This window comes from Pseudomonas sp. BAY1663 (assembly GCF_000582595.1).
Taxonomy (GTDB): Bacteria; Pseudomonadota; Gammaproteobacteria; order Pseudomonadales; family Pseudomonadaceae; genus Stutzerimonas; species Stutzerimonas stutzeri_AF.
On record NZ_AZSV01000001.1, the window covers coordinates 1 to 20691 of the forward strand.

Genomic DNA, 20691 nt, shown 5'->3' on the forward strand with positions numbered 1-20691 from the left:
CTGGCGCTGGAAGGGCCGGGCCGGCCGCTCGGTCGCCGAGCAGCTCATCGCCATGGGGCAGGGGCTGGAAGTCAGCATTCTGGACCAGAGGCCGGGCCTGTCGCGGGCGCGCGCCCGGGGAAGGCGCCGCTGGACTGGCGCACCTATCTCCTGGCGGTGCTGGCGACGCTGGTGGCGACCGGCGCCGCGCTGGTGTTGTCGCGCTACCTGGCGCTGCCGAACATTTCGCTGGTGTTCCTGGCTGCCGTGCTGGTGGTGGCCGTGCGCAGCAGCCTCGGCCCGGCGCTGGCGTGCGCGGGGCTGTCGTTTCTCTTCTACGATTTCCTGTTCATTCCGCCGACCTTCACCTTCATCGTGGCTCGCCAGGAAGACGTCCTGACGCTGCTGTTCTTCCTGCTGATGGCGGTCCTCGCCGGAAACCTCGCCAGTCGCCAGCGCCGCCAGCTGCAGGTCCTGCGCCAGACCCAGGCGGAGACGACGGCCTTGCTCGATCTCTCGCGCCGGTTGAGCGCCGCCACCGACGTGCAGGCCGTCTGCGCCGTCGCGGTCCATCAGCTGCAACTGCTGTCGGACCTGGAGGCGGTGGTGGCGACGCGCACCCGGCAGGCGGAATGGACGTTCCGGGGGGATGCCCCGCCAGCCCTGGACGACCAGGCGCAGGCCGCAGCCGAGTGGGCCTGGAAGCATGGGCAGGCCGCGGGGCAGGGCACCGATACCTTGCCGGGCGGGCAGTGGTGGTGGCTGCCCTTGAGCGGCGACGGGCAATCGCTGGGCCTGCTTGGCATCCGGCCGGTCGGCGCTGGGCAGCTGGCGCCACAGAAGCGCCGGCTCATCGCGGCGCTGGCGCAACCGCTGGCACAGGCGCTGGGACGCGCGACGCTCGCCGACGAACTCGAGGCGGCTCGTCTGCACGGCCAGACCGAAGAGCTGCGCAGCGCCCTGCTGGCCTCCGTCTCGCATGACCTGCGCACGCCGCTGACGGCCATGCGCGGTTCCATCGACAGCCTGGCGAGCCTGGGGCACCGCATGAGCGAAGCCGACCGGCAGGAGTTGCTCGAGGCGACCCGTGACGAGGCCGAGCGCCTGGATCGCTACATCCAGAACCTGCTGGACATGACACGCCTGGGACATGGCGGGCTCAAGCTCATCCGCGACTGGGTGGCGCCGGCGGATATCGTCGCCGGTGCCCTGCAACGCCTGCAGCGGGTCCTTGCCGAACTCAGGGTCGAGGTCATACTGCCCGACGTGCTGCCGTTGCTGTACGTCCATCCGGCGCTGATCGAACAGGCGCTGGTCAACGTGCTGGAAAATGCCGCGCGGTTCTCCGCGCCCGGAGGCGCCCTGCAGGTCGCGGTCACGGCCGCGCCCGGGACGCTGCGTTTCATCGTCAGCGACGAGGGGCCCGGTATTCCGGAGGCGGAGCGGGAGAAGATCTTCGATATGTTCTATACGGCGGCGCGTGGCGACCGGGGCGGGCCGGGCACCGGGTTGGGCCTGGCCATCTGCCAGGGCATGATCGGTGCCCATGGCGGGCGCGTCTCCGTCGGCGAGGGGCTCGGCGGTCGCGGCGCCAGTGTGACGCTGGAGCTGCCGCTGCAGCCCCAGCCGGAGATGGAGAAAGACCTTTCGTGACTGGCGATTCGGCAAGCGTACTGATCATCGACGATGAACCGCAGATCCGGAAATTCCTGCGCATCAGCCTCGGTTCGCAGGGTTACCGGGTCGTCGAGGGAAGCGACGGCCGCGACGGCCTGGCCCGCGCCGCGCTGGACCAGCCGGACCTGGTGGTGCTCGACCTCGGCCTGCCGGATATGGATGGCCAGGCCGTCCTGCGGGAGCTGCGCGGCTGGAGCCAGGTGCCGGTGATCGTGCTGTCGGTGCGCTCCAGCGAGGCGGAGAAGGTCATGGCGCTCGATGCCGGCGCCAATGATTACGTCACCAAGCCTTTCGGCATCCAGGAATTCCTCGCTCGGGTACGGGCGCTGCTGCGCCAGCCGCAATCTTCCGCCGGCATGGCGGCCCAGGTGGTTGCCGGGCCGTTGTGCATCGACTTCGCCTATCGGCGTGTCAGCCTGCACGACCGCGAAATGAGCCTTACGCGCAAGGAGTATGCGGTGCTGGCGGAGCTGGCGCGCCATGGCGGCCGGGTCGTGACCCAGCAGCAGTTGCTGAAGGATATCTGGGGGCCGAGCCACAGCGGCGACAGCCACTATCTGCGGGTGGTGATCGGCCATCTCCGGCGCAAGCTCGGCGACGATCCCGCCGCGCCGCGGTACATCGTGACCGAAGCCGGGGTCGGCTATCGCCTGGTGGTCGATGCCTGAATCGCGGGCAGCCCGTGCCGTGCGTCAGCGCTGCCAGAGAATCAGCGCAAGCTCCAGCGGCACGTTCAATCCCAGGTCGGCGCTGGGGACCACCCGCGCGGTGTAGTCCGCGGCCGGACGGGTGACGGGCAGCTCGCCCTGGAAGACGGCGAACGGACCGTCGTGCTGGACCAGATCGAGCGGCCGGATCTCGCCCGGTTCGGCAAACAGCTGGACGGCGATCTGCTGTGGCTCGATGTGGCCCAGGTGCAGCCGCGCCTCGACCCGGTAGCGATCGCCTGCGGTCAGCCATTCCAGCCGGGTGAAGGCCAGCTCGTGCCAGTAGCCACGCAGGCAGGTCACCTGGCGCGCCAGTTCGCGGGCCCGCGCCGAGCCTTCGGCACAGCGCTCGCGATAGGCCATGGCCAGTGGCAGGTAGTAGCGCTCGGTGTATTCGCGCACCGTGCGGTCGGCAGAGAAGCGTTCCACCAGGGCGCTCATGCTGCGCCGCATGCGTTGCACCCAGGCGTTAGGCGTACCGTCCGCATCGCGTGTATAGAAGGCGGGCACGATTTCCTCCTCGAGCAGCCGGTAGAGCTGTTCGGCGTCCATCGCGTCGTGGGCGGGTTCGTGCTCCAGGCCGTCGCCCACCGCCCAGCCGAGGTCGGCCGCATAGGCTTCGGCCCACCAGCCGTCGAGCTGGGAAAGGTTCAGCCCGCCGTTGGCCAGCACCTTCATGCCGCTCGTGCCGCTGGCCTCCCAGGGCCGTCGCGGCGTGTTCAGCCAGACGTCGACGCCCTGTACCAGATGCCGCGCGATACGCATGTCGTAGTCCTCGAGGAACACCACGCGGCCGGCGATATCGGCACGCGCAGCGAAGCGCTGCCACTCGCTCAGCAGCGCCTGGCCGGCACGGTCGGCCGGGTGCGCCTTGCCGGCGACCAGCAGCTGCACGGGGTGTTGCGTGTGGGTGAGGATGCGCGCCAGCCGTTGCGGGTCGTGCAGCAGCAGGTTAGGGCGCTTGTAGCTGGCGAAGCGGCGGGCGAAGCCGAGCGTCAGGCGCTCCGGATGCAGGCGGGTGCCGGCCATTTCGATTTCGCTCGGCGAGGCGCCGTGCACGGCGAGGCTGCGCGCCAGGTGGCTGCGGACGAAGGCGAGCAGGTCGCTACGGGCGTGCTGGCGAATCTGCCATAGCCAGCGGTCGTCGACCCTGGCGAGCAGTTCGGCCACCGATACCTTGTCGGTACCGCGCCAGGGCGTGTCGTCACCGTGCAGCTCGTGCCAGTGGGCTTCGGCGTTCGGTGAAACCCAGGTCGGCAGGTGAATGCCATTGGTGACGTGGCCGACGGGCACCGCGTCGATCGGCCAGCGCGGGAACAGCTCGCGGAAGATGAAGCGGCTGGTGTGGCCGTGCAGTTGGCTTACCGCATTGACGGCTCCGGCCCCGCGCGTGGCCAGATAGGCCATGTTGAACGGTTCGCGCGGATCCTGTGGCTGCTTGCGGCCCATCGCCAGCAGGGCCTGCAGCGAAATGCCCAGTTCGTACTTGGCGTAGCGCCCCAGGTACTTGCCGACCAGCTCGGCGGGGAAGCGATCGAAACCGGCCTCCACCGGCGTATGGGTGGTGAACAGGTTGCCCGCGCGGGTCGCGCCGAGGGCGACGGCGAAGGAGACCTGCTCGCGCACCATGTGGCTGCGGGCCCGCTCCAGCACTGCGAACGCCGCGTGCCCGTCGTTCAGGTGGAGCACGTCGGGCTGCAGCCCGGCGGCTTCCAGCAAGCGCCAGCCGCCGATGCCCAGCACCAGTTCCTGGCGCAGGCGCATCTCGTTGTCGCCGCCGTACAGCTCGCTGCTGATCAGCCGCGCCAGCGGCGGGTTCGCCGGGTCGTTGGTATCGAGCAGCAGCAGCCGGTTGCGGCCGACGATGGCCTGCCAGCCGCGCAGCCAGATTTGCACGCCGGGCAGATGGATCGCCAGCCGCAGCGGCTTGCCGGTGGCGTCGCGCAGCGGCTCGATGGGTAACTGCCGCGTGTCGTTGACCGGATACAGCTCCTGCTGGCTGCCATCCGGGCTGATGCCCTGGCGGAAGTAGCCGTGCTGCCAGAGCATGCCCACGGCGGTGACCGGCACGCCGAGATCGCTGGCCGCCTTGAGCTGGTCGCCGGCAACGTTGCCGAGCCCGCCGGAGTAGATCGGTAGGGCCTCGCTGAGCATGTATTCCATGGAGAAGTAGGCGACCCGTCCGAGCGTCTGCGCGTGCGCCTGGCCGGCGAACCAGGTCGGCCGCTCCAGCCTGGCCCGTTGCTCCTGGACGATGTCCTGTACCAGCTGGTGGCAGTCGCTGCGGTTCAACAGCTCGTCGAGCGCCTGCTCCGGAACGGTGCTGAGCACCAGGCTGGGGTTGTGCGTGAGCTGCCAGAGCTCATTGTCGATGACCTGCCAGATATCGTCGTTGCGGCTCGACCAGCGTATGGCTTGATCGAATGCCAGCTGGCGCAGCGTTTCGGGAGTGATCTCGGATGGGCGTTTGCTTGCAGGGGCCAAGTGAAGCCTCTCTCATCGGACCGGGGCGCGATCTTGCCGGAAGAGCATAGCCTTCCGGCGCGGGTTTGGATGCTCGAAGACCGCTCTGGCGCAGGCGTCGCCGAAGCCGGAGCGCGCGTACCGATGGCGGCCGGGTTGCCGGGCGTCTTCTGCTAGAATGCGCGCCCTGTTTTCCGGAGGTAGCCATGACCCTGCTCAAGTTCACTGATGTGTCCCTGGCCTACGGCACCACGCCGTTGCTGGATGGAGTGTCCTGGCAGATCGCGCGGGGCGAGCGGGTCTGCATCATCGGCCGCAACGGCACCGGCAAGTCGAGCATGCTGCGGCTGGTCAAGGGCGACCGGGCTGCCGATGACGGCGAGATCTGGCGCGCGCCGGGGCTGAAGATCGGCGAACTGCCGCAGGAACTGCCGCGGGCGGACGACCGCACGGTATTCGATGTGGTGGCCGAAGGGCTGGCCGGGGTCGGCGAGCTGCTCGCCGAATACCATCACCTGAGCCAGAACATCCGCGACGATGCCGACCTGGAGAAGCTGATGCACGTCCAGCAGGCCCTCGAAGCGAAGGACGGCTGGCGTTTGCAGCAGCTGGTGGACAGCACCCTGAGCCGCCTGCAGCTGCCGGCCGACCGCACCCTGGCCGAGCTGTCCGGCGGCTGGCGGCGGCGCGTGCTGCTGGCCCAGGCGCTGGTGTCCGAGCCCGACCTGCTGCTGCTCGACGAGCCCACCAACCACCTGGACATCGGCGCCATCGCCTGGCTGGAAGAGGCGCTGACCGGTTTCAACGGCGCCGTGCTGTTCATCACCCACGACCGGGCCTTCCTGCAGAACCTGGCGACGCGCATTCTCGAACTCGACCGTGGTCGCCTGATCGACTGGAACGGCGACTACGCCAGCTTCCTGGTACACAAGGAACAACAACTGGCCGCCGAAGAAACCGCCAACGCGCTGTTCGACAAGAAGTTGGCTCAGGAGGAGGTGTGGATTCGCCAGGGCATCAAGGCCCGGCGTACCCGTAATGAAGGCCGCGTGCGCGCGCTCAAGGCGCTGCGTGCCGAGCGCAGCGAACGCCGCGAGCGGCAGGGCAAGGCCAGCTTCCAGGTGGAGGTGGCGGAGAAGTCCGGCAAGCAGGTGATCGTCGCCGAGCACGTGAGCTTCGCCCATCCCGGCGGCGAGCCGCTGATCCGCGATTTCTCCATGGTGATCCAGCGTGGCGACCGTATCGGCCTGCTCGGCGCCAACGGCACCGGCAAGACCACGCTGCTCAAGCTGCTGCTGGGCGAACTGCAGCCCAGCAGCGGCGTCATCGAGATCGGCACCAAGCTCGAAGTGGCGTATTTCGACCAATTGCGTCACCAGCTGGAGCTGGAAAAGACCGTGGTCGACAACCTCGCCGAGGGCCGCGAATTCATCACCATCGATGGCCAGAACCGCCATGTGCTGAGCTACCTCGGCGACTTCCTGTTCAGCCCGCAACGGGCGCGCACGCCGGTCAAGGCGTTGTCCGGCGGCGAACGGGCACGGCTCTTGCTCGCCAAGCTGTTCAGCAAGCCGGCCAACCTGCTGGTGCTCGACGAGCCGACCAACGACCTGGACGTGGAAACGCTGGAGCTGCTCGAGGAGGTGCTGCTTGGCTTCCAGGGCACGGTGCTGATGGTCAGCCACGACCGGGCCTTCCTCGACAACGTGGTCACCAGCACCCTGGTATTCCAGGGCAACGGCGTGGTGCGCGAATACGTCGGCGGTTATCAGGACTGGCTGCGCCAGGGTGGCTCACCGCGTCTGCTGGGCGTCGCCGAAACCGTCGCCGAGGCGAAGGAGGCCAAGGCCAGCGCGCAGGCGGCAGTCGTCGCGCCAGTGCCATCCGAGGCCGCGCCGGCGAAGAAGAAGCTCAGCTACAAGCTGCAACGTGAGCTGGAAGCGCTGCCGGGCCGGATCGACGAGGTGGAGCAGCGCATCGAAGCACTGCAGGCGGAGATTTCGCAACCGGCGTTCTATCAGCAACCGGTCGAGGTCACCGGTGCGGCCCTGGCTCGCCTGGAGGCCCTGCAGCAGGAACTGGATGGGCTGCTGGAGCGCTGGGCGGAGCTGGAAGAGTAGGTGGGACGCTGGCCGGCTGCTACAACGGTTCCTGCCAGGCAGGTGCGAACAAAACAAACCGGCCCCGATGTCGTAGAGGCCTGTGCCGCAGGCCGTCGAGAAGGCGAAGCTCATGAGATGGATCAATGCCATGCGGCCTGGCGCGTAGTTAAGTATCGACATTGGATCGGCCGTCATGATGGAGCGTTAATGGCTATTGAATATCGCATCACCCTGGACGATGAACATGACTTCAGCTATCGGATCGAGCTGGATCGTGGCTACGACGCGGAAACGGCCGCCCAGGCGCCGAAATGGACGCGGCTCGAGCACCAGCGCTGTAGCAATTGCCCCTTGAGCAAGGATGACTTCAGCCACTGCCCGGCCGCGGTGGACCTGCATCGGGTCATCGAGGATTTCCAGGGGCTGCCGGCGATCCAGAAGGCGCTGGTCTGGGTCCGCACGCCCGAGCGCGAGTACACCAAGCTGGTCGGGCTGGACGAGGGACTGCGTGCCCTGCTGGGCGTGATCATGGCTACCAGCGCCTGTCCCGTACTGGGCCGCTTGAAGCCCATGGCGCAGCAGCATCTGCCCTTTGCCAACAACCGCGAGTTCGTCCTGCGTGCGGTCTCGCTGTACCTGGCCCGGCAGTATTTCAATCTGCGCGAAGGCCGGCATGCCGACTGGGAGCTCCGTGGCCTGGTGCGTTCCTTCCAGCAGTTGCAACTGGTCAACCAGGCGTTCTGGCAGCGCATCCACGATACCTGCCATGGCGATTCCAACCTCAAGGCCTTCCTCACCTTCTTTTCCATGCGTCCAGCCTGACCTATTCGCTGGAGACTCAGCTGCAGAAGATCCGCCCGCTGGTCATGAGCGCAGGCGAGGGCGTCGAAACCGCCTAGGCGCTGGAAGCCTGAAGCCCAGGAGCATCGCCCCGGGGGCATCTCCCACAAGAGCGGCAGCCCCCGCGAACCCTGTGGCAGGCGCGCCCTCGCGGCGATTGCAGGCCGCAGGCCTGCCAGGGTCTGAGGCCTGTAAAGTCAAGGAATTCTACTCAGGCTTCTTCAGGCGCACCGCCAGCACGTCGCAGGGGGCGCCGTGCAGGATGTCGTTGGCCGTGGAACCGAGCAGCAGCGCCAGCCCGTGACGGCCATGGCTGCCAACCACGATCAGGTCGCAGCCTTGCTCCTTGGCCAGGCGATGCACTTCCTGGCGCGGCTGGCCGTAGGCCAGGTGGCGTTGTTCCGGCGTGAGGCTCGGGTAGCTGTCGGCGAAGCCGTCCATGCGCTCGCGGGCCTGGTCGAATTGCTGCTGCTGCAGCATGGAGAGGTCCATCGGTACGTCGCCGCCGAAGGCCATCGCCATGGGTTCGATGATATGTACCAGGCTGAGCCGGGCACCCGTGGCACTGGCCAGGGCTTGGGCGCGGGCCACGACCGGGTGGCACTCCTCGGTCAGGTCGATCGCGACCAGAATATGTTGGTAGGGCATGGTGAATCCTCCTTGGGTGCCGGTCGCCAGTGGCCTGGCCTTCGCCGACGGATTATGCGGCTCTGTTGCGTGTTCGCGAAGCGGGAACAGAGTCCAGGGATAACCCCTTCGTTTCAAGCAGGTTATACACCTTGTTCCGGGGGGCGCCAGTGTCTTGTTGTCACCATCGATGACGGTGCCCGCCAATGGGCTGCTATCATGGCTGCCTTTACTGCCGCAGCGCAGTTCCGACTTATCAAGCCGTCGAAACGGGCTGTTATCGAGATACCACCATGCTGATGTTCGACTCCGATTATTCCCTCGCCTGGGCCCTCTATGGCGTGGCAGCGCTGGGCTGCCTGCTGTTCTGGTTCCGGGTGACCCGCTGGATGTGGCGTTGGTTGCGCGAGCCCTTGCGGCTGGCGGCCGCCGTGCTGTTGCTGACGCCCACCATCGTCGATCCGGCGAAGGAACTGTTCGCGCCGGCGGTGGCCATTACGGCGATGGACATGCTATTCAAGGTGGGCAACAACGCCTGGCGGGCGGTTGCCGACCTGGCCCTGTACGGGCTCATCGCCTTCGGGCTGTACATGCTGCTGGTCGCGATCCGCTGGCCCATCGAGCGCAGGCTGAAGCGGCGCGCGGTCGAAACCGCCGAGGCGGATGATCCGCGCACGTTGCGCGAGCGCCTCGAGGATGAGCAGGAGGATGATGACTACCCGCCATTGCGTGGCCGGCTGCGGACCGAGCCACGCTTGTAGCCACGAGCACACTCCGGAGATCAGGCATGTGCGAGCTGCTTGGCATGAGCGCCAACGTTCCCACCGATATCGTTTTCAGCTTCACCGGTCTCATGCAGCGTGGCGGCAAGACCGGCCCGCACAAGGATGGCTGGGGCATCGCTTTTTATGAGGGACGTGGCCTGCGGCTGTTTCAGGACCCGGTCGCCAGTTGCGAGTCCGAGGTGGCGAAGATGGTGCAGCGCTACCTGATCAAGAGCGAAGTGGTGATCGGCCATATTCGCCACGCCAACGTCGGCAAGGTCGCGCTGGTCAATACCCACCCGTTCGTGCGCGAACTGTGGGGGCAGCACTGGTGCTTCGCGCATAACGGCCAGCTGGCCGATTTCCACCCTTCGCCAGGTTTCTATCGCCCGGTCGGCGATACCGATAGCGAGGCGGCGTTTTGCGATCTGCTGAACCGGATTCGCCTGGATTTCCCCGAGCGCTCCAGTGCCGAACAGCTGCTGCCAGTGTTGCTCGATGCCTGTGCGCAATACCGTGCCAGGGGTGTGTTCAACTGCCTGCTGAGCAACGGTGAATGGCTGTTCAGCTTCTGCAGCAGCAAGCTGGCGCAGATCACCCGGCGCGCGCCGTTCGGCCCGGCGCAGCTCAAGGACGCCGACCTCACGGTGAATTTCCAGGCCGAGACGACCCCAAGGGATGTGGTGACCGTGCTGGCGACCGAGCCGTTGACCGACAACGAGCAATGGACCTGTCACGAGCCCGGGCAGTGGAGCCTGTGGCGGCTGGGGGAATGCGTCGCCCAGGGGCGGGTGCCAGGGGTGTCGGTATGTTGAGAAGCTATCTGCGGCTGGCGCTGTTTGCCCTGGGCCTGCTGGTCGGTATCCAGGTGCCCGGTTTCATCGAGGCCTATGCGCAGCATGTCGAGGCGCGCCGGCTGGAGGCGCAGCAGGGGTTGCAGGGCTTCGAGGAAACCGCGCGGCGCTTCTTCGAGGGCGACCTGGATGCACTGGTCGAGCATTATCGAAACAGCGAGGACCCGGTCATCCAGAGCGATGCGCAGAGCGTGCGTGCCCTGGTGGCGCGCGCGACGTTGCTCGAGCGGGAATGGCAGGCGCTGCAGCGCCCCTGGTACGCACGCGCCTGGCATGTCCTGGTAGGTGCCGAGCACAGCTTGCGGGCACAGGTCTGGAACGGCTATCGCTTCCAGGTCCTGCTGGCGCCGGAGGCCATCGCCTGGGGCATCAGCTGCGCGCTGGCACTGGCCTGGGTGGTGGAGGCGCTGGGCATGGCATTGGCCAGCGTGCTGTGGCCCCGGCGCAGCTATCGCTTGCGCCGGCGCTGATCCGCCGGCATTTTCACTTCGCCAGGAATTTCATCCCTTCTTCCAGCCCGCTCAAGGTCAGCGGTACATGCGGTCCTCCACCAGTTCGCGAATGATGCCGGTGGAGGTGGTGTAGCCCCAGGTGTCCTTGGGGTAGGGATTGATCCAGATGAGCTTCTTGTACTTCTCCATGAAGCGCTGCATCCAGACGTAGCCGGCTTCCTCGTTCCAGTGTTCGACGCTGCCGCCCGGCTGGGTGACCTCGTAGGGCGCCATCGCCGCGTCGCCGACGAACACCACCTTGTAGTCCGCGCCATACTTGTGCAGCACATCCAGCGTCGCGGTGCGCTCGGACATGCGGCGGAAGTTGTTCTTCCACACCGACTCGTAGATGAAGTTGTGGAAGTAGAAGTACTCGAGGTGCTTGAACTCGGTCTTGCAGGCCGAGAACAGCTCTTCGCAGACCTTCACGTGGGCATCCATCGAGCCGCCGATATCGAACAGGATCAGCAGCTTCACCGCGTTGCGCCGCTCGGGGCGCATCTGGATGTTGAGCAGGCCGGCGTCGCGCGCGGTGTGGTCGATGGTGCCATCGATGTCCAGCTCGTCCGCGGCGCTGGCGGGCGAACTTGCGCAGGCGGCGCAGGGCGATCTTGATGTTGCGCGTGCCCAGCTCGACCTGGTCGTCGAGGTTCTTGTACTCGCGTTGGTCCCAGACCTTGACCGCCTTGCCCTGGCGCTTGCCGGCGTCGCCGATGCGGATGCCCTCGGGGTTGTAGCCGCCCGAGCCGAACGGGCTGGTACCGCCGGTACCGATCCACTTGTTGCCGCCGGCATGGCGCTCCTTCTGTTCCTCGAGACGTTTCTTGAATTCCTCGATCAGCTTGTCCAGGCCTCCGAGCGACTGGATCTGTGCGCGCTCCTCGTCGCTCAGGCTGCGTTCGAACTCCTTGCGCAGCCAGTCTTCCGGGATCAGGGCCTCGATGTGCCGGTCGAGGTTCTCCAGGCCCTGGAAGTAGGCGCCGAAGGCCCGGTCGAACTTGTCGAAGTGACGTTCGTCCTTGACCATCACCGTGCGCGCCAGGAAGTAGAACTCTTCCATGTCGGTGAACACGACGCGGTGCTTCAGGGCATCGATCAGATCCAGCAGCTCGCGGACCGATACCGGCACCTTGGCCGCACGCATCTCATTGAACAGGCCAAGCAGCATGGCGAAACCTCTGGCGCGCCGCTGGCCGGCGCGCGACGTTCGGGGCGATCAGCGGGGGCTGTCGCCGTTGTATTGGGGGAGCCCGTCGCGAATCTCGTACCAGTCGGCCTTGGAGTCGGCGAAGATGTGCGACTGCGGTGGGGCGGGCAGTGGTGAATCGAGCGTGCCGACGGCCACGCCAAGCTCGTGCTCACGGTTGTCGACGAACTGCAGGTTGGAACCGCAACGGATGCAGAAGGTGCGCGTCACGTGCTCGGAGGAGTGGTAGACGCCCAACTGGTCCTTGCCCGACATGAAATGGAAGGCCTCCAGCGGCACGCTCGCATAGCTGGCGAAGGCGCTGCCGTGGGCCTTGCGGCACATCTTGCAATGGCAGTGGGTCAGTTCGTCGATGGGCGCGTCGATGCGATAGCGCACGACGCCGCAGAGGCAACTACCGGTATGCGTTTGCATGGTTGTTCTCCCGTGAGTGGCGCAGCCGGTTCCGTGGCGGAACCGGCACCGATCAGCGGCTGCCGGCGCGGCGACTCATGAAGGCCAGGCGCTCGAGTAGCATCACGTCCTGCTCGTTCTTCACCAGGGCACCGGCCAGCGGCGGAATCGCGCGCGTCGGATCGCGCTCGCGCAACACCGCTTCGCCGATGTCATCGGCCATCAGCAGCTTCAACCAATCGACCAGTTCGGAGGTGGAGGGTTTCTTCTTCAGCCCGGTACCTTGCGTACGTCGAAGAAAACGTCCAGCGCCTCGCTGACCAGCGATTGCTTGATGCCGGGATAGTGCACGTCGACGATCTTCTGCAGCGTTTCGCGGTCGGGGAAGGCGATGTAGTGGAAGAAGCAGCGACGCAGGAAGGCGTCGGGCAGTTCCTTCTCGTTGTTGGAGGTGATGATGATGATCGGCCGCTGGGTCGCCTTGATGGTTTCGTTGGTCTCGTAGACGTAGAACTCCATCCTGTCGAGCTCCTGCAGCAGGTCGTTGGGGAACTCGATGTCGGCCTTGTCGATCTCGTCGATCAGCAGGATGACCCGCTCCTCGCTCTCGAAGGCCTCCCACAGCTTGCCTTTCTTGATGTAGTTCCTGACGTCGTGAACCTTGTCCACGCCCAGCTGCGAGTCGCGCAGGCGGCTCACCGCATCGTATTCGTAGAGGCCCTGGTGCGCCTTGGTGGTGGACTTGATGTGCCAGGTGATCAGCTTGGCGCCGAAGGATTCGGCCAACTGCTCGGCAAGCATGGTCTTGCCCGTGCCGGGCTCGCCCTTGACCAGCAGCGGGCGCTGCAGGGTAATGGCGGCGTTGACGGCGAGCTTGAGGTCGTCGGTGGCGACGTAGGACTGGGTGCCTTCGAATTTCATCGGAGATTCCTTGGGCCGGGGCCTGGCACGCAGGCGTCATGGGAACAGGAGGCCGACTATAAGTGATGCGGCCTCGACTGTGAACGCGAGGGCATTATTCAGTCACTGAATGGTCAGCGGTGGCGGTTCTGTAGCCAGCTGCGCATCAGCCCCGATCCTCTACCAGCGAGCGCTCGAAACGGGTCGAGAACGCCTCGACAAAGGCATTGCGCAGAATCGCGATGAAGGCCTGGAAGGCACTGACTTCGGTATCGCGGGTGCTGCCGGATAGCTCGATACGCGTGGCGAACTGGTCCTTGCGCTGGTTCTGCAGGGTCTCTTCGCCGGTGCCGACCAGCGCTTCCCAGATGCCACGGAAGAAGCCCTTGTCCTCGTTGGCGATATCCTGCTGGAAATCGAATATCTCGACGTTGCGCAGCAGTGGCTTGATGTAGCCGTCCAGGCGGCTATCGGTGGCTTCCACCTCGAGCACCAGGTCGCCGTCGCCGGCGGCGAAATCGAACTTGCCGTAGGCGCGGCTGAAGTCGTTGAGCTGTTTGAGCGGAACCCCGGTAACGCGCAGGCTCACCTCGAAGTCTTCCCAGTCGGTGAACGGATCGAAACGGGCGCCGGCCTCGATCGGCGCCTGGTTGAACAGCTTGCCGGTGCCCTCGAAGGTGGCGACCCTGCGTCCGCGGTCGTCGGCGGTGTTGGTCAGGTTGTACAGGCTCGCCTCGATGGCGTTGGCGTAGACGTGCACCTGCGGGTCGGCGGTGAAGTTGCGAAACGACAGTTGGCCATCGATCACGCGGACCTCATTCAGCGTGATGGGCAGCAGGGCGTCGAGCTGGTCGCGCCAGCCCACTCCTTCGCCGGTTTGCGATTCGCCGCGGGCGCCGCCATCGACGAAATTCAGCTCGGGCCGCCTGAAGGTGACTCTGCCGACCACGGCCTGCTCGCGCAGCAGGGCACGCCAGCTGATGGCGATGTCGATGACCGGCGCCTTGAGCAACGGTGCCTGGACCTTCTTGCCCTTCTTTTCGATGTTAAGCGCTTCGATCCGATAGCCGCCGCGCCACCATGCCAGGTCGACATCCTCGATGTGGCCCTGGTAGTCGCCCATGTCCGCCATTTTCTCGTTCAGGTAATTGCGTACCAGGTGCGGCAGCGCCAGGTGCAACAGCAATAGCAGTGCGAGCGACAGCAGAATCCACAGCGACAGGCGATAGCGGCGTCTCATGACTGTGCAGATCCGGTTGGAGGTCTAGTTGTGGACCCTGCGCCATGCATGCGAGTTCGGCTGGACTGGTGGGGAGACTGCGCATACGCTCATGGGTCAGGCTTCTCTTCAGCAGGGACACATCCATGAGTCGCATCTTCGCAGACAATGCACGCTCCATCGGCAACACGCCGCTGGTGATGATCAACCGCTTGGGGCCCAAGGGGGTCAGCATCATGGCCAAGATCGAAGGCCGCAACCCGGCCTATTCGGTCAAGTGCCGGATTGGCGCCGGCATGATCTGGGATGCCGAGGAGAGCGGTCGGCTCAAGCCCGGGATGACACTGGTGGAGCCGACCTCGGGCAATACCGGTATCGGCCTGGCTTTCGTCGCCGCTGCCCGTGGCTACAAGCTGATCCTGACGATGCCGGCATCGATGAGCCTCGAGCGGCGCAAGGTGCTCAAGGCGCTCGGGGCCGAGCTGGTGCTGACCGAGCCGGCCAAGGGCATGAAGGCGCGATCGAGAAGGCCAGCGAGATCGCCGCCTCCGATCCGCAGCAGTACTACATGCCGCAGCAGTTCGACAACCCGTCGAATCCGGCCATCCACGAGAAGACCACCGGTCCGGAAATCTGGAACGACACCGATGGCGGCGTCGATGTGCTGGTCGCCGGCGTCGGCACCGGTGGCACCATCACCGGTGTGTCGCGCTACATCAAGAACACCAAGGGCAAGCAGATCCTCAGCGTCGCGGTCGAACCCAGCGGCTCGCCGGTGATCAGCCAGACGCTGGCCGGGGAGGAGGTCAAGCCCAGCCCGCACAAGATCCAGGGCATCGGCGCCGGCTTCGTGCCGAAGAACCTCGACCTGTCGCTGGTCGACCGGGTCGAGCTGGTCGATGACGAACAGGCCAAGCAGATGGCCCTGCGCCTGATGCGCGAGGAGGGCATCCTCTGCGGCATTTCCGGTGGCGCGGCGATGGCGGTCGCGGTGCGCCTGGCCGAGCGGCCGGAAATGCAGGGCAAGAACATCGTGGTGATCCTGCCGGACTCCGGCGAGCGCTACCTGTCCACCATGCTGTTCGCCGACTTGTTCAGCGAGCAGGAGATGGTGCAGTAGGTCGCCGCTCAGGTGGCTGGCGGGCCGCACGCATGATGCGTAGGGCGCGCTGCGAATATGATCGCCGGCAAGCCGGCTCCTACAGGAGCGCGTGTTGGCGCATGCGCTTGTGTAGGAGCGAGCTTGCTCGCGATTGACTTGCACGTGGCCGGCTGGAAAACGCCTCGCGGTTTTCCGCCCGACGGGGCCGCGGCCACGTCGGGGCGACCTTCATATCTTTTCACTCTCCGCAGAGATCCCTCATGGCGCAGCAATGGCCGGCAGCCGAGATCGCTCGGCAGATCCTTCTTGGTTTCGACGACTATCGCGAACAGTTCCGCCTGATCACCGAAGGCGCCAGGGCCCGTTTCGAGCAGGCGCAGTGGCAGGAAGCGCAACGGGCATCCGCGGCGCGGATCAGCCTCTACGAGGAAAAGGCCAGTGAAACCCGCCATCGGTTGCTGGCGCACTTCGACAAGAACGAACTGCTCCAGGTCGATTATTGGCCGCAGGTGAAAAGCGCCTATATCGATCAGATCAACCCGCGTTACGACGATGAGCTGTCCGAGACCTGGTACAACTCGATCTTCTGCGGGCTGTTCAGCCACGACTGCATCAGCGACGGCACTATGTTCATCCATACCACCCGGCCGTCGGCCCGCGCCCACGAGCGGATGGCGCAGACGCGTACCTACCGGCCGATGGGCGATCTGGCCGGGATGCTGGAGCGGATACTGCACGATTACGCCTTCACCGTGCCCTACGCCGATCTGCCGGGCGACCTGCGGCGGCTGCAGGCGCAGTTGCAGGAGACGCTGCCGGACTGGGTCTGCAAGGACCCAGAGTTGACCGTGGAGGTGTTCGTCTCGGTGCTCTATCGCAACAAGGGCGCCTACCTGCTGGGACGAATCTTCACCCGCGACGAGCAGTGGCCGCTGGTGGTACCGCTGCTGCACCATGAAGGCGACGGCATCGTCGCCGACGCGCTGATCACCGATGAGGCGGAGGTGTCGATCATCTTCTCCTTCACCCGTTCGTACTTCATGGTCGAAGTGCCGATTCCAGCGGAATTCGTCGGTTTTCTCAGGCGCATCCTGCCGGGCAAGCACATCGCCGAGCTCTACACCTCGATCGGCTTCTACAAGCACGGCAAGTCGGAGTTCTATCGGGCCCTGATCAACCATCTGGCCAGCACCGATGACCGCTTCATCATGGCGCCGGGCGTGCGCGGCATGGTGATGAGCGTGTTCACCCTGCCTGGCTTCAATACCGTCTTCAAGATCATCAAGGACCGTTTCTCCCATGCCAAGAACGTCGACCGTGCCACGGTGGTGGAGAAGTACCGCCTGGTGAAGAGCGTCGACCGGGTCGGGCGCATGGCCGATACCCAGGAGTTCGCTGATTTTCGCTTCCCCCGATCCAAATTCGAGCCCGAATGCCTCGCCGAACTGCTGGAGGTCGCACCGTCGACGGTCGAAGTGCAGGGGGACACGGTACTGGTGCGCCACTGCTGGACCGAGCGCCGGATGACGCCGCTGAACATCTACCTGGAGCACGCCAGCGAGCAGCAGGTGCGCGAGGTACTCGAAGACTATGGCCTGGCGATCAAGCAACTGGCGGCGGCCAATATCTTTCCCGGCGACATGTTGCTGAAGAACTTCGGCGTCACCCGTCACGGGCGCGTGGTGTTCTACGACTACGACGAGATCTGCTTCCTCACCGAAGTGAACTTCCGCCATATCCCGCCGCCACGCTACCCCGAGGATGAAATGGCCTCCGAGCCTGGTATTCGGTCGGGCCGAACGACGTCTTCCCCGAGGAGTTCCCGCGGTTCCTCTTCACCGATCACGCCCAGCGCCGGCTGTTCGCCAGCCTGCATGGCGAGTTGTACGATGCCGATTACTGGAAGGGGCTGCAGGAGACCATCCGCGGCGGCAAGGTGATCGATGTCTTCCCTTACCGGCGCAAGGGCGGCCAGCAGCCTTGAGGGCCAGCCGGGCACTGCTGTCGACATGAACGGCCAGGCCGCCAGGGAGTCGCATGTTGTAAAGGGGCGTAACAAAGCCGGGCGAATTGGCGGCTTTTATCTGCCAGGCGTGCGAGCGCTGGCGTGGAACTTGGATTATTCTGTTGACGAAGCCCGCATGGCTCCGATGTGGCCCGTTATCAAGCAGGAGGGTTCGACCATGAAAGCATGGCTCAATGAGGTGTTCTGGAAGCTGGCGGTGACTCTTGGCTTTATCGAGCCGCCTCGTATGCAACCCATCCCGGTTCGCGCCCAGCGCACGCAGCCGGCCCAACGTCGACGCTGAGCCGCACGGCCGGACCGGCGAAGTGCATCTCACCGCTCCGGCAATGCCGCGCCACCGCGCTCCACGGCTCGCTGATAGGCAGGGCGCCCATGGATGCGTTGGAGAAAGTCCATCAGCCGCGGATAGCTTTCGTCCAGACCCGCGCGTGATCGTGCAGCCTCGACGGGGAAGCTCATCTGGATGTCGGCTGCGCTGAAGTCGTCGCCGGCGAACCAGGCTGACTTGCCCAGTTCCGATTCCATATAGTCCAGATGTGTCTTGAGTTGCGGCCCGATGAATGCGGTATAGGCGCCTTTGGCGATCGTCCGCGCAACGAGGCGGATGAAGAAGGGCATGGGGCCATCCGCGACACGATCGAAATTAGGGTCTTTTGCCGTTTCGCCACGAGCCGCGTTGCTGTGTCAAATGGTGCCAGGCAAGGCGTGGGACGCAGGTAATGGTTATCCCTTGCCAAGTCCCGCAACGCCGCATGGCACCATTTGACGCGCAACCCGAAGGGACGGGCCCGTTTTTGCGCGGAGTGTCGTTACTCGACGATTCATTTGGATCACCAAACTTCACGTCTCGCGCCTAGCTCCGCGCAAAAACGGGCTCCGTCGCGGCCGTGAGCGAAATGGCAACAGACCCTCGTTTCAACAACAGCGGCGACATGGCCGAGCCTTCGGCGTAATGCATCCAGTGGCGAAACCGCAGATGCTCGGGAGTTCCGCTTGCGGGTGCCAGCCGACCGTTGCCGTAGCGTTCCAGCAGATACTCCAGAATCGCGCCCGACTCGGCCAGGGTCAGTTCGTCGTCGGTGATCACCGGAGACTTGCCGAGCGGATGCACGGCCTTGAGCTCGGGCGGCGCGAGCATGGTTCTTGGGTCGCGCCGATAGCGTATCAGCTCGTAGGGCAGTTCCAGCTCCTCCAGCAACCAGAGAACGCGGGTCGAGCGAGAGTGATCCAGATGGTGAACGGTGATCATGGCGGCTCCTCGTGTCGGCTCGCGGCAAGCATAGACGGGCTGCACGCCCTTGCCCGCTGTGGCAGACTGCGCCGCCGAGGTGAGAACCATGTCCCGTACCCGCTGCCCACGTTGCCAGCGCCCCTTGCAGCACTGCCTGTGTGCGCTGATCCCGGCGCTCGATAGCCGGACGCGGCTACTGATCCTGCAGCACCGCAGCGAAGCGGGGCATGCGCTGAATACCGCACGGTTGGCCGCGCTGGGTCTGCGCAATGCGCAGCTGCAGGTTGGAGAGCGCTTCGCCGCAGAGCCTGACGATGGCCGGCAAAGCTACCTGCTGTTCCCGGGCGATGACGCCATTGCGCTGACGAGCCTTGCCGACAGCAGCGAGCCGTTGCGCCTGATCGTGCCCGATGGCACCTGGCGCAAGGCGCGCAAGCTTCTGCACGTCAACCCGTGGCTGGCGAGCCTGCCGCGTGTGGCGTTGCCGCAAGGGCTGAGCTCCCGCTACCGGCTGCGCAAGGCGCCGATGGCGGGGGCTCTGTCGACCCTGGAGGCGATCGTGGCGGCGTTGAATATTCTCGAAGGCCCCGGTGGGCGCTTCGAGGAGCTGCTTCGTCCGTTCGATGCGCTGATCGACGGGCAGATCGAGGCGATGGGCGTGGAGACCTACGAGCGCAACCACGCCGGTACGCAGTCCTAGCGTTCGCGCAACGCCTCGTGCCGGGCTTTGAGGATGGGTTTGAGCATGTAGTCCAGTACGCTCTTCTCCCCGGTGATGATGTCGACGGTGGCGACCATTCCCGGGATGATCACCAGCGGATGCTCGGGGGTTCCCAGGTAGTTCTTTTCCGTGCGGACCTGTATCAGGTAGAAGCTGCGGCCGTCCTTGTCGGTGATGGTGTCGGCGCTGATCAGTTCCAGGTTGGCCTTCAGGCCGCCGTAGATGGTGTAGTCGTAGGCGGAGAATTTCACCATCGCCTTTTGCCCGGGATGCAGGAAAGCGATGTCCTGTGGCCGCACCTTCGCCTCGATCAGCAGGCTGTCCTCCAGCGGCACGATCTCCAGCAGGTCGCTGCCGGGCTGCACCACGCCACCGATGGTGTTGACCCGTAGCTGTTTGATCACCCCATGCACCGGTGACTGGACCGTCGTGCGGCTTACCCGGTCCTCGATGGCGACACTGCTGGCGGTGATCTTCTGCAACAGGGTGCGGGCGGCATTGAGTTCCTTGAAGGCGTCGGCGCGGAACGCCAGCTCCGATTGCTCGATCCGGCTCTGGATCTCGCTGGCTGCCGCCTCCGCCCGAGGCAGGGCAAGGGTGGTGGCATCGAGCGCACCGCGTACATCCACCATGCTGCGCCGCAGGCGCAGGATTTCGACCTGTGAAATCGCGCCGGTGGTCACCAGCGGGCTCGACATGTTCAGCTCCTGCTGGATGAGCGACAGGCTGGAACGATACTGCTGCTGTTTGGAGCGGAATTCGGCGACTTCCTGCCGTTTCTGCGTCAGCTGCTCGCCCAGGACCCGCTGCTCGCTCTGCAGGCGCTGCTGGCGCGACTCGTAGAGGGCGCGTTCGTCATCGGCCAGTTGCGGCGCGTTGCGAACGATTTCCTCGGGCAAGGCCAGCGGCCGGCCTTCCGCCTCGGCTGCCAGGCGTTCGACCCGTGCCAGCAGCGACAACCGCTCGACCTCGGTTTCTTCCTGGTTGGAAAGAAAACGCGTGTTGTCCAGGCGCAGCAGGGTATCCCCCTTGTTCACCACCTGGCCCTCGCGGACGAAGATCTGCGCGACGATGCCGCCTTCCAGGTTCTGGACCGTCTGGATCTTGCTGGAAGGGATCGCCTTGCCTTCGCCGGTAGTGACCTCCTCGAGCACGGCGTAGTTGGCCCATACCAGGATCGCCCCCAGCAGCAGGGCGGTCAGCCAGACGGTCAGGCGGGCCAGCCAGGGCGAATCCTCGAGGATCGCGCCCTGGATCTCGGGCATGTACTCGGTGTCCTGCCGGCTGCGGCCGGTCTTGCCGAAAAAGATCCAGGGCACATGCATCATTGCCAGACTCCGGAATGGGCGGCGGCTACAGGCGCCGACCCGCGATATGTCATGCCGGTA

At 65.4% G+C, this 20691-nt stretch carries 12 protein-coding genes and 8 pseudogenes; 11 read left to right on the forward strand and 9 right to left on the reverse strand.

Translation table 11 applies throughout. The annotated features are described in order from the left end of the window. Nucleotides 1-1632 (forward strand): annotated as a pseudogene (locus tag BAY1663_RS00005) (DUF4118 domain-containing protein); the annotation flags it as partial. Further along, nucleotides 1629-2324 (forward strand): response regulator, encoded by a 696-nt coding sequence (locus tag BAY1663_RS00010; RefSeq protein ID WP_037036806.1) that lies wholly within the window; start codon nucleotides 1629-1631, stop codon nucleotides 2322-2324. The pseudogene BAY1663_RS00005 and the gene BAY1663_RS00010, both read left to right, overlap by 4 nt. A 24-nt stretch (nucleotides 2325-2348) precedes the next feature. On the opposite strand, the gene glgP is transcribed toward BAY1663_RS00010, so the two are convergent. Next, on the reverse strand, nucleotides 2349-4847 hold the full coding sequence (gene glgP / locus BAY1663_RS00015; protein ID WP_037036808.1) for an alpha-glucan family phosphorylase: 2499 nt from the start codon (nucleotides 4845-4847) through the stop codon (nucleotides 2349-2351). A 185-nt stretch (nucleotides 4848-5032) separates the two neighbouring features. Between glgP and BAY1663_RS00020 the strand changes: the two genes are divergently transcribed. Beyond that, on the forward strand, nucleotides 5033-6946 hold the full coding sequence (locus tag BAY1663_RS00020) for an ATP-binding cassette domain-containing protein (RefSeq protein ID WP_037036810.1): 1914 nt from the start codon (nucleotides 5033-5035) through the stop codon (nucleotides 6944-6946). 189 nt (nucleotides 6947-7135) lie between these two features. Then, nucleotides 7136-7827: pseudogene (locus BAY1663_RS00025) on the forward strand (hypothetical protein). A 148-nt stretch (nucleotides 7828-7975) separates the two neighbouring features. On the opposite strand, the gene BAY1663_RS00030 reads toward BAY1663_RS00025, so the two are convergent. Beyond that, nucleotides 7976-8416, reverse strand: a complete 441-nt coding sequence (locus BAY1663_RS00030) for a universal stress protein (protein ID WP_037036813.1) — start codon at nucleotides 8414-8416, stop codon at nucleotides 7976-7978. A gap of 272 nt (nucleotides 8417-8688) precedes the next feature. Here BAY1663_RS00030 and BAY1663_RS00035 point away from each other — a divergent pair, with 272 nt between their 5' ends. The 3 genes from BAY1663_RS00035 to BAY1663_RS00045 are packed head-to-tail and all read left to right on the forward strand — an operon-like array spanning nucleotide 8689 to nucleotide 10483. Continuing rightward, nucleotides 8689-9156 carry a hypothetical protein gene (locus tag BAY1663_RS00035; RefSeq protein ID WP_037036814.1) on the forward strand — a complete coding sequence of 156 codons (468 nt, stop codon included), beginning with the start codon at nucleotides 8689-8691 and terminating at the stop codon, nucleotides 9154-9156. Nucleotides 9157-9182: 26 nt separating this feature from the next. Next, nucleotides 9183-9974, forward strand: coding sequence for a class II glutamine amidotransferase (locus BAY1663_RS00040; RefSeq protein WP_037036816.1), 792 nt, complete (start codon nucleotides 9183-9185; stop codon nucleotides 9972-9974). Next, nucleotides 9968-10483 (forward strand): DUF2937 family protein, encoded by a 516-nt coding sequence (locus tag BAY1663_RS00045; RefSeq protein WP_037036817.1) that lies wholly within the window; start codon nucleotides 9968-9970, stop codon nucleotides 10481-10483. The genes BAY1663_RS00040 and BAY1663_RS00045 overlap by 7 nt, the downstream gene beginning before the upstream one ends. A 13-nt stretch (nucleotides 10484-10496) precedes the next feature. On the opposite strand, the pseudogene BAY1663_RS00050 reads toward BAY1663_RS00045, so the two are convergent. The 4 genes and pseudogenes from BAY1663_RS00050 to BAY1663_RS00065 all read right to left on the reverse strand — a co-directional run bounded on the left by BAY1663_RS00050 (nucleotide 10497) and on the right by BAY1663_RS00065 (nucleotide 14244). Then, nucleotides 10497-11672: pseudogene (locus BAY1663_RS00050) on the reverse strand (VWA domain-containing protein). A 48-nt stretch (nucleotides 11673-11720) separates the two neighbouring features. Next, nucleotides 11721-12125, reverse strand: coding sequence for a GFA family protein (locus BAY1663_RS00055; protein ID WP_037036824.1), 405 nt, complete (start codon nucleotides 12123-12125; stop codon nucleotides 11721-11723). Nucleotides 12126-12177: 52 nt separating this feature from the next. Further along, nucleotides 12178-13025, reverse strand: a pseudogene (locus BAY1663_RS00060) (AAA family ATPase). A gap of 145 nt (nucleotides 13026-13170) precedes the next feature. Further along, nucleotides 13171-14244 carry a DUF748 domain-containing protein gene (locus BAY1663_RS00065; protein ID WP_037036826.1) on the reverse strand — a complete coding sequence of 358 codons (1074 nt, stop codon included), beginning with the start codon at nucleotides 14242-14244 and terminating at the stop codon, nucleotides 13171-13173. A gap of 125 nt (nucleotides 14245-14369) precedes the next feature. On the opposite strand from BAY1663_RS00065, the pseudogene cysK reads away from it, so the two are divergent. The 3 genes and pseudogenes from cysK (at nucleotide 14370) to BAY1663_RS25670 (ending at nucleotide 17634) form a co-directional block, all read left to right on the forward strand. Next, nucleotides 14370-15343 (forward strand): annotated as a pseudogene (gene cysK, locus BAY1663_RS00070) (cysteine synthase A). Nucleotides 15344-15585: 242 nt separating this feature from the next. Next, nucleotides 15586-17309: pseudogene (aceK, locus tag BAY1663_RS00075) on the forward strand (bifunctional isocitrate dehydrogenase kinase/phosphatase). Nucleotides 17310-17508: 199 nt separating this feature from the next. Continuing rightward, entirely contained in the window at nucleotides 17509-17634 is a 126-nt protein-coding gene (locus BAY1663_RS25670) for a PA1414 family protein (protein WP_305809510.1), read from the forward strand. A 29-nt stretch (nucleotides 17635-17663) separates the two neighbouring features. Here BAY1663_RS25670 and BAY1663_RS00085 read toward each other — a convergent pair. Continuing rightward, nucleotides 17664-17996 (reverse strand): annotated as a pseudogene (locus BAY1663_RS00085) (glutathione binding-like protein); the annotation flags it as partial. A 268-nt stretch (nucleotides 17997-18264) separates the two neighbouring features. After that, nucleotides 18265-18600: pseudogene (locus tag BAY1663_RS00090) on the reverse strand (glutathione S-transferase); the annotation flags it as partial. Nucleotides 18601-18688: 88 nt separating this feature from the next. Between BAY1663_RS00090 and BAY1663_RS00095 the strand changes: the two are divergent. Continuing rightward, the gene (locus BAY1663_RS00095; RefSeq protein ID WP_037036830.1) at nucleotides 18689-19282 is read left to right on the forward strand and encodes a tRNA-uridine aminocarboxypropyltransferase; all 594 of its coding nucleotides are present in this window, start codon (nucleotides 18689-18691) and stop codon (nucleotides 19280-19282) included. On the opposite strand, the gene BAY1663_RS00100 is transcribed toward BAY1663_RS00095, so the two are convergent. Next, complete coding sequence (locus tag BAY1663_RS00100) at nucleotides 19279-20631, reverse strand: HlyD family type I secretion periplasmic adaptor subunit (RefSeq protein ID WP_051497037.1); 1353 nt, start codon at nucleotides 20629-20631, stop codon at nucleotides 19279-19281. The genes BAY1663_RS00095 and BAY1663_RS00100 overlap by 4 nt on opposite strands. Nucleotides 20632-20691 lie beyond the last annotated feature (60 nt).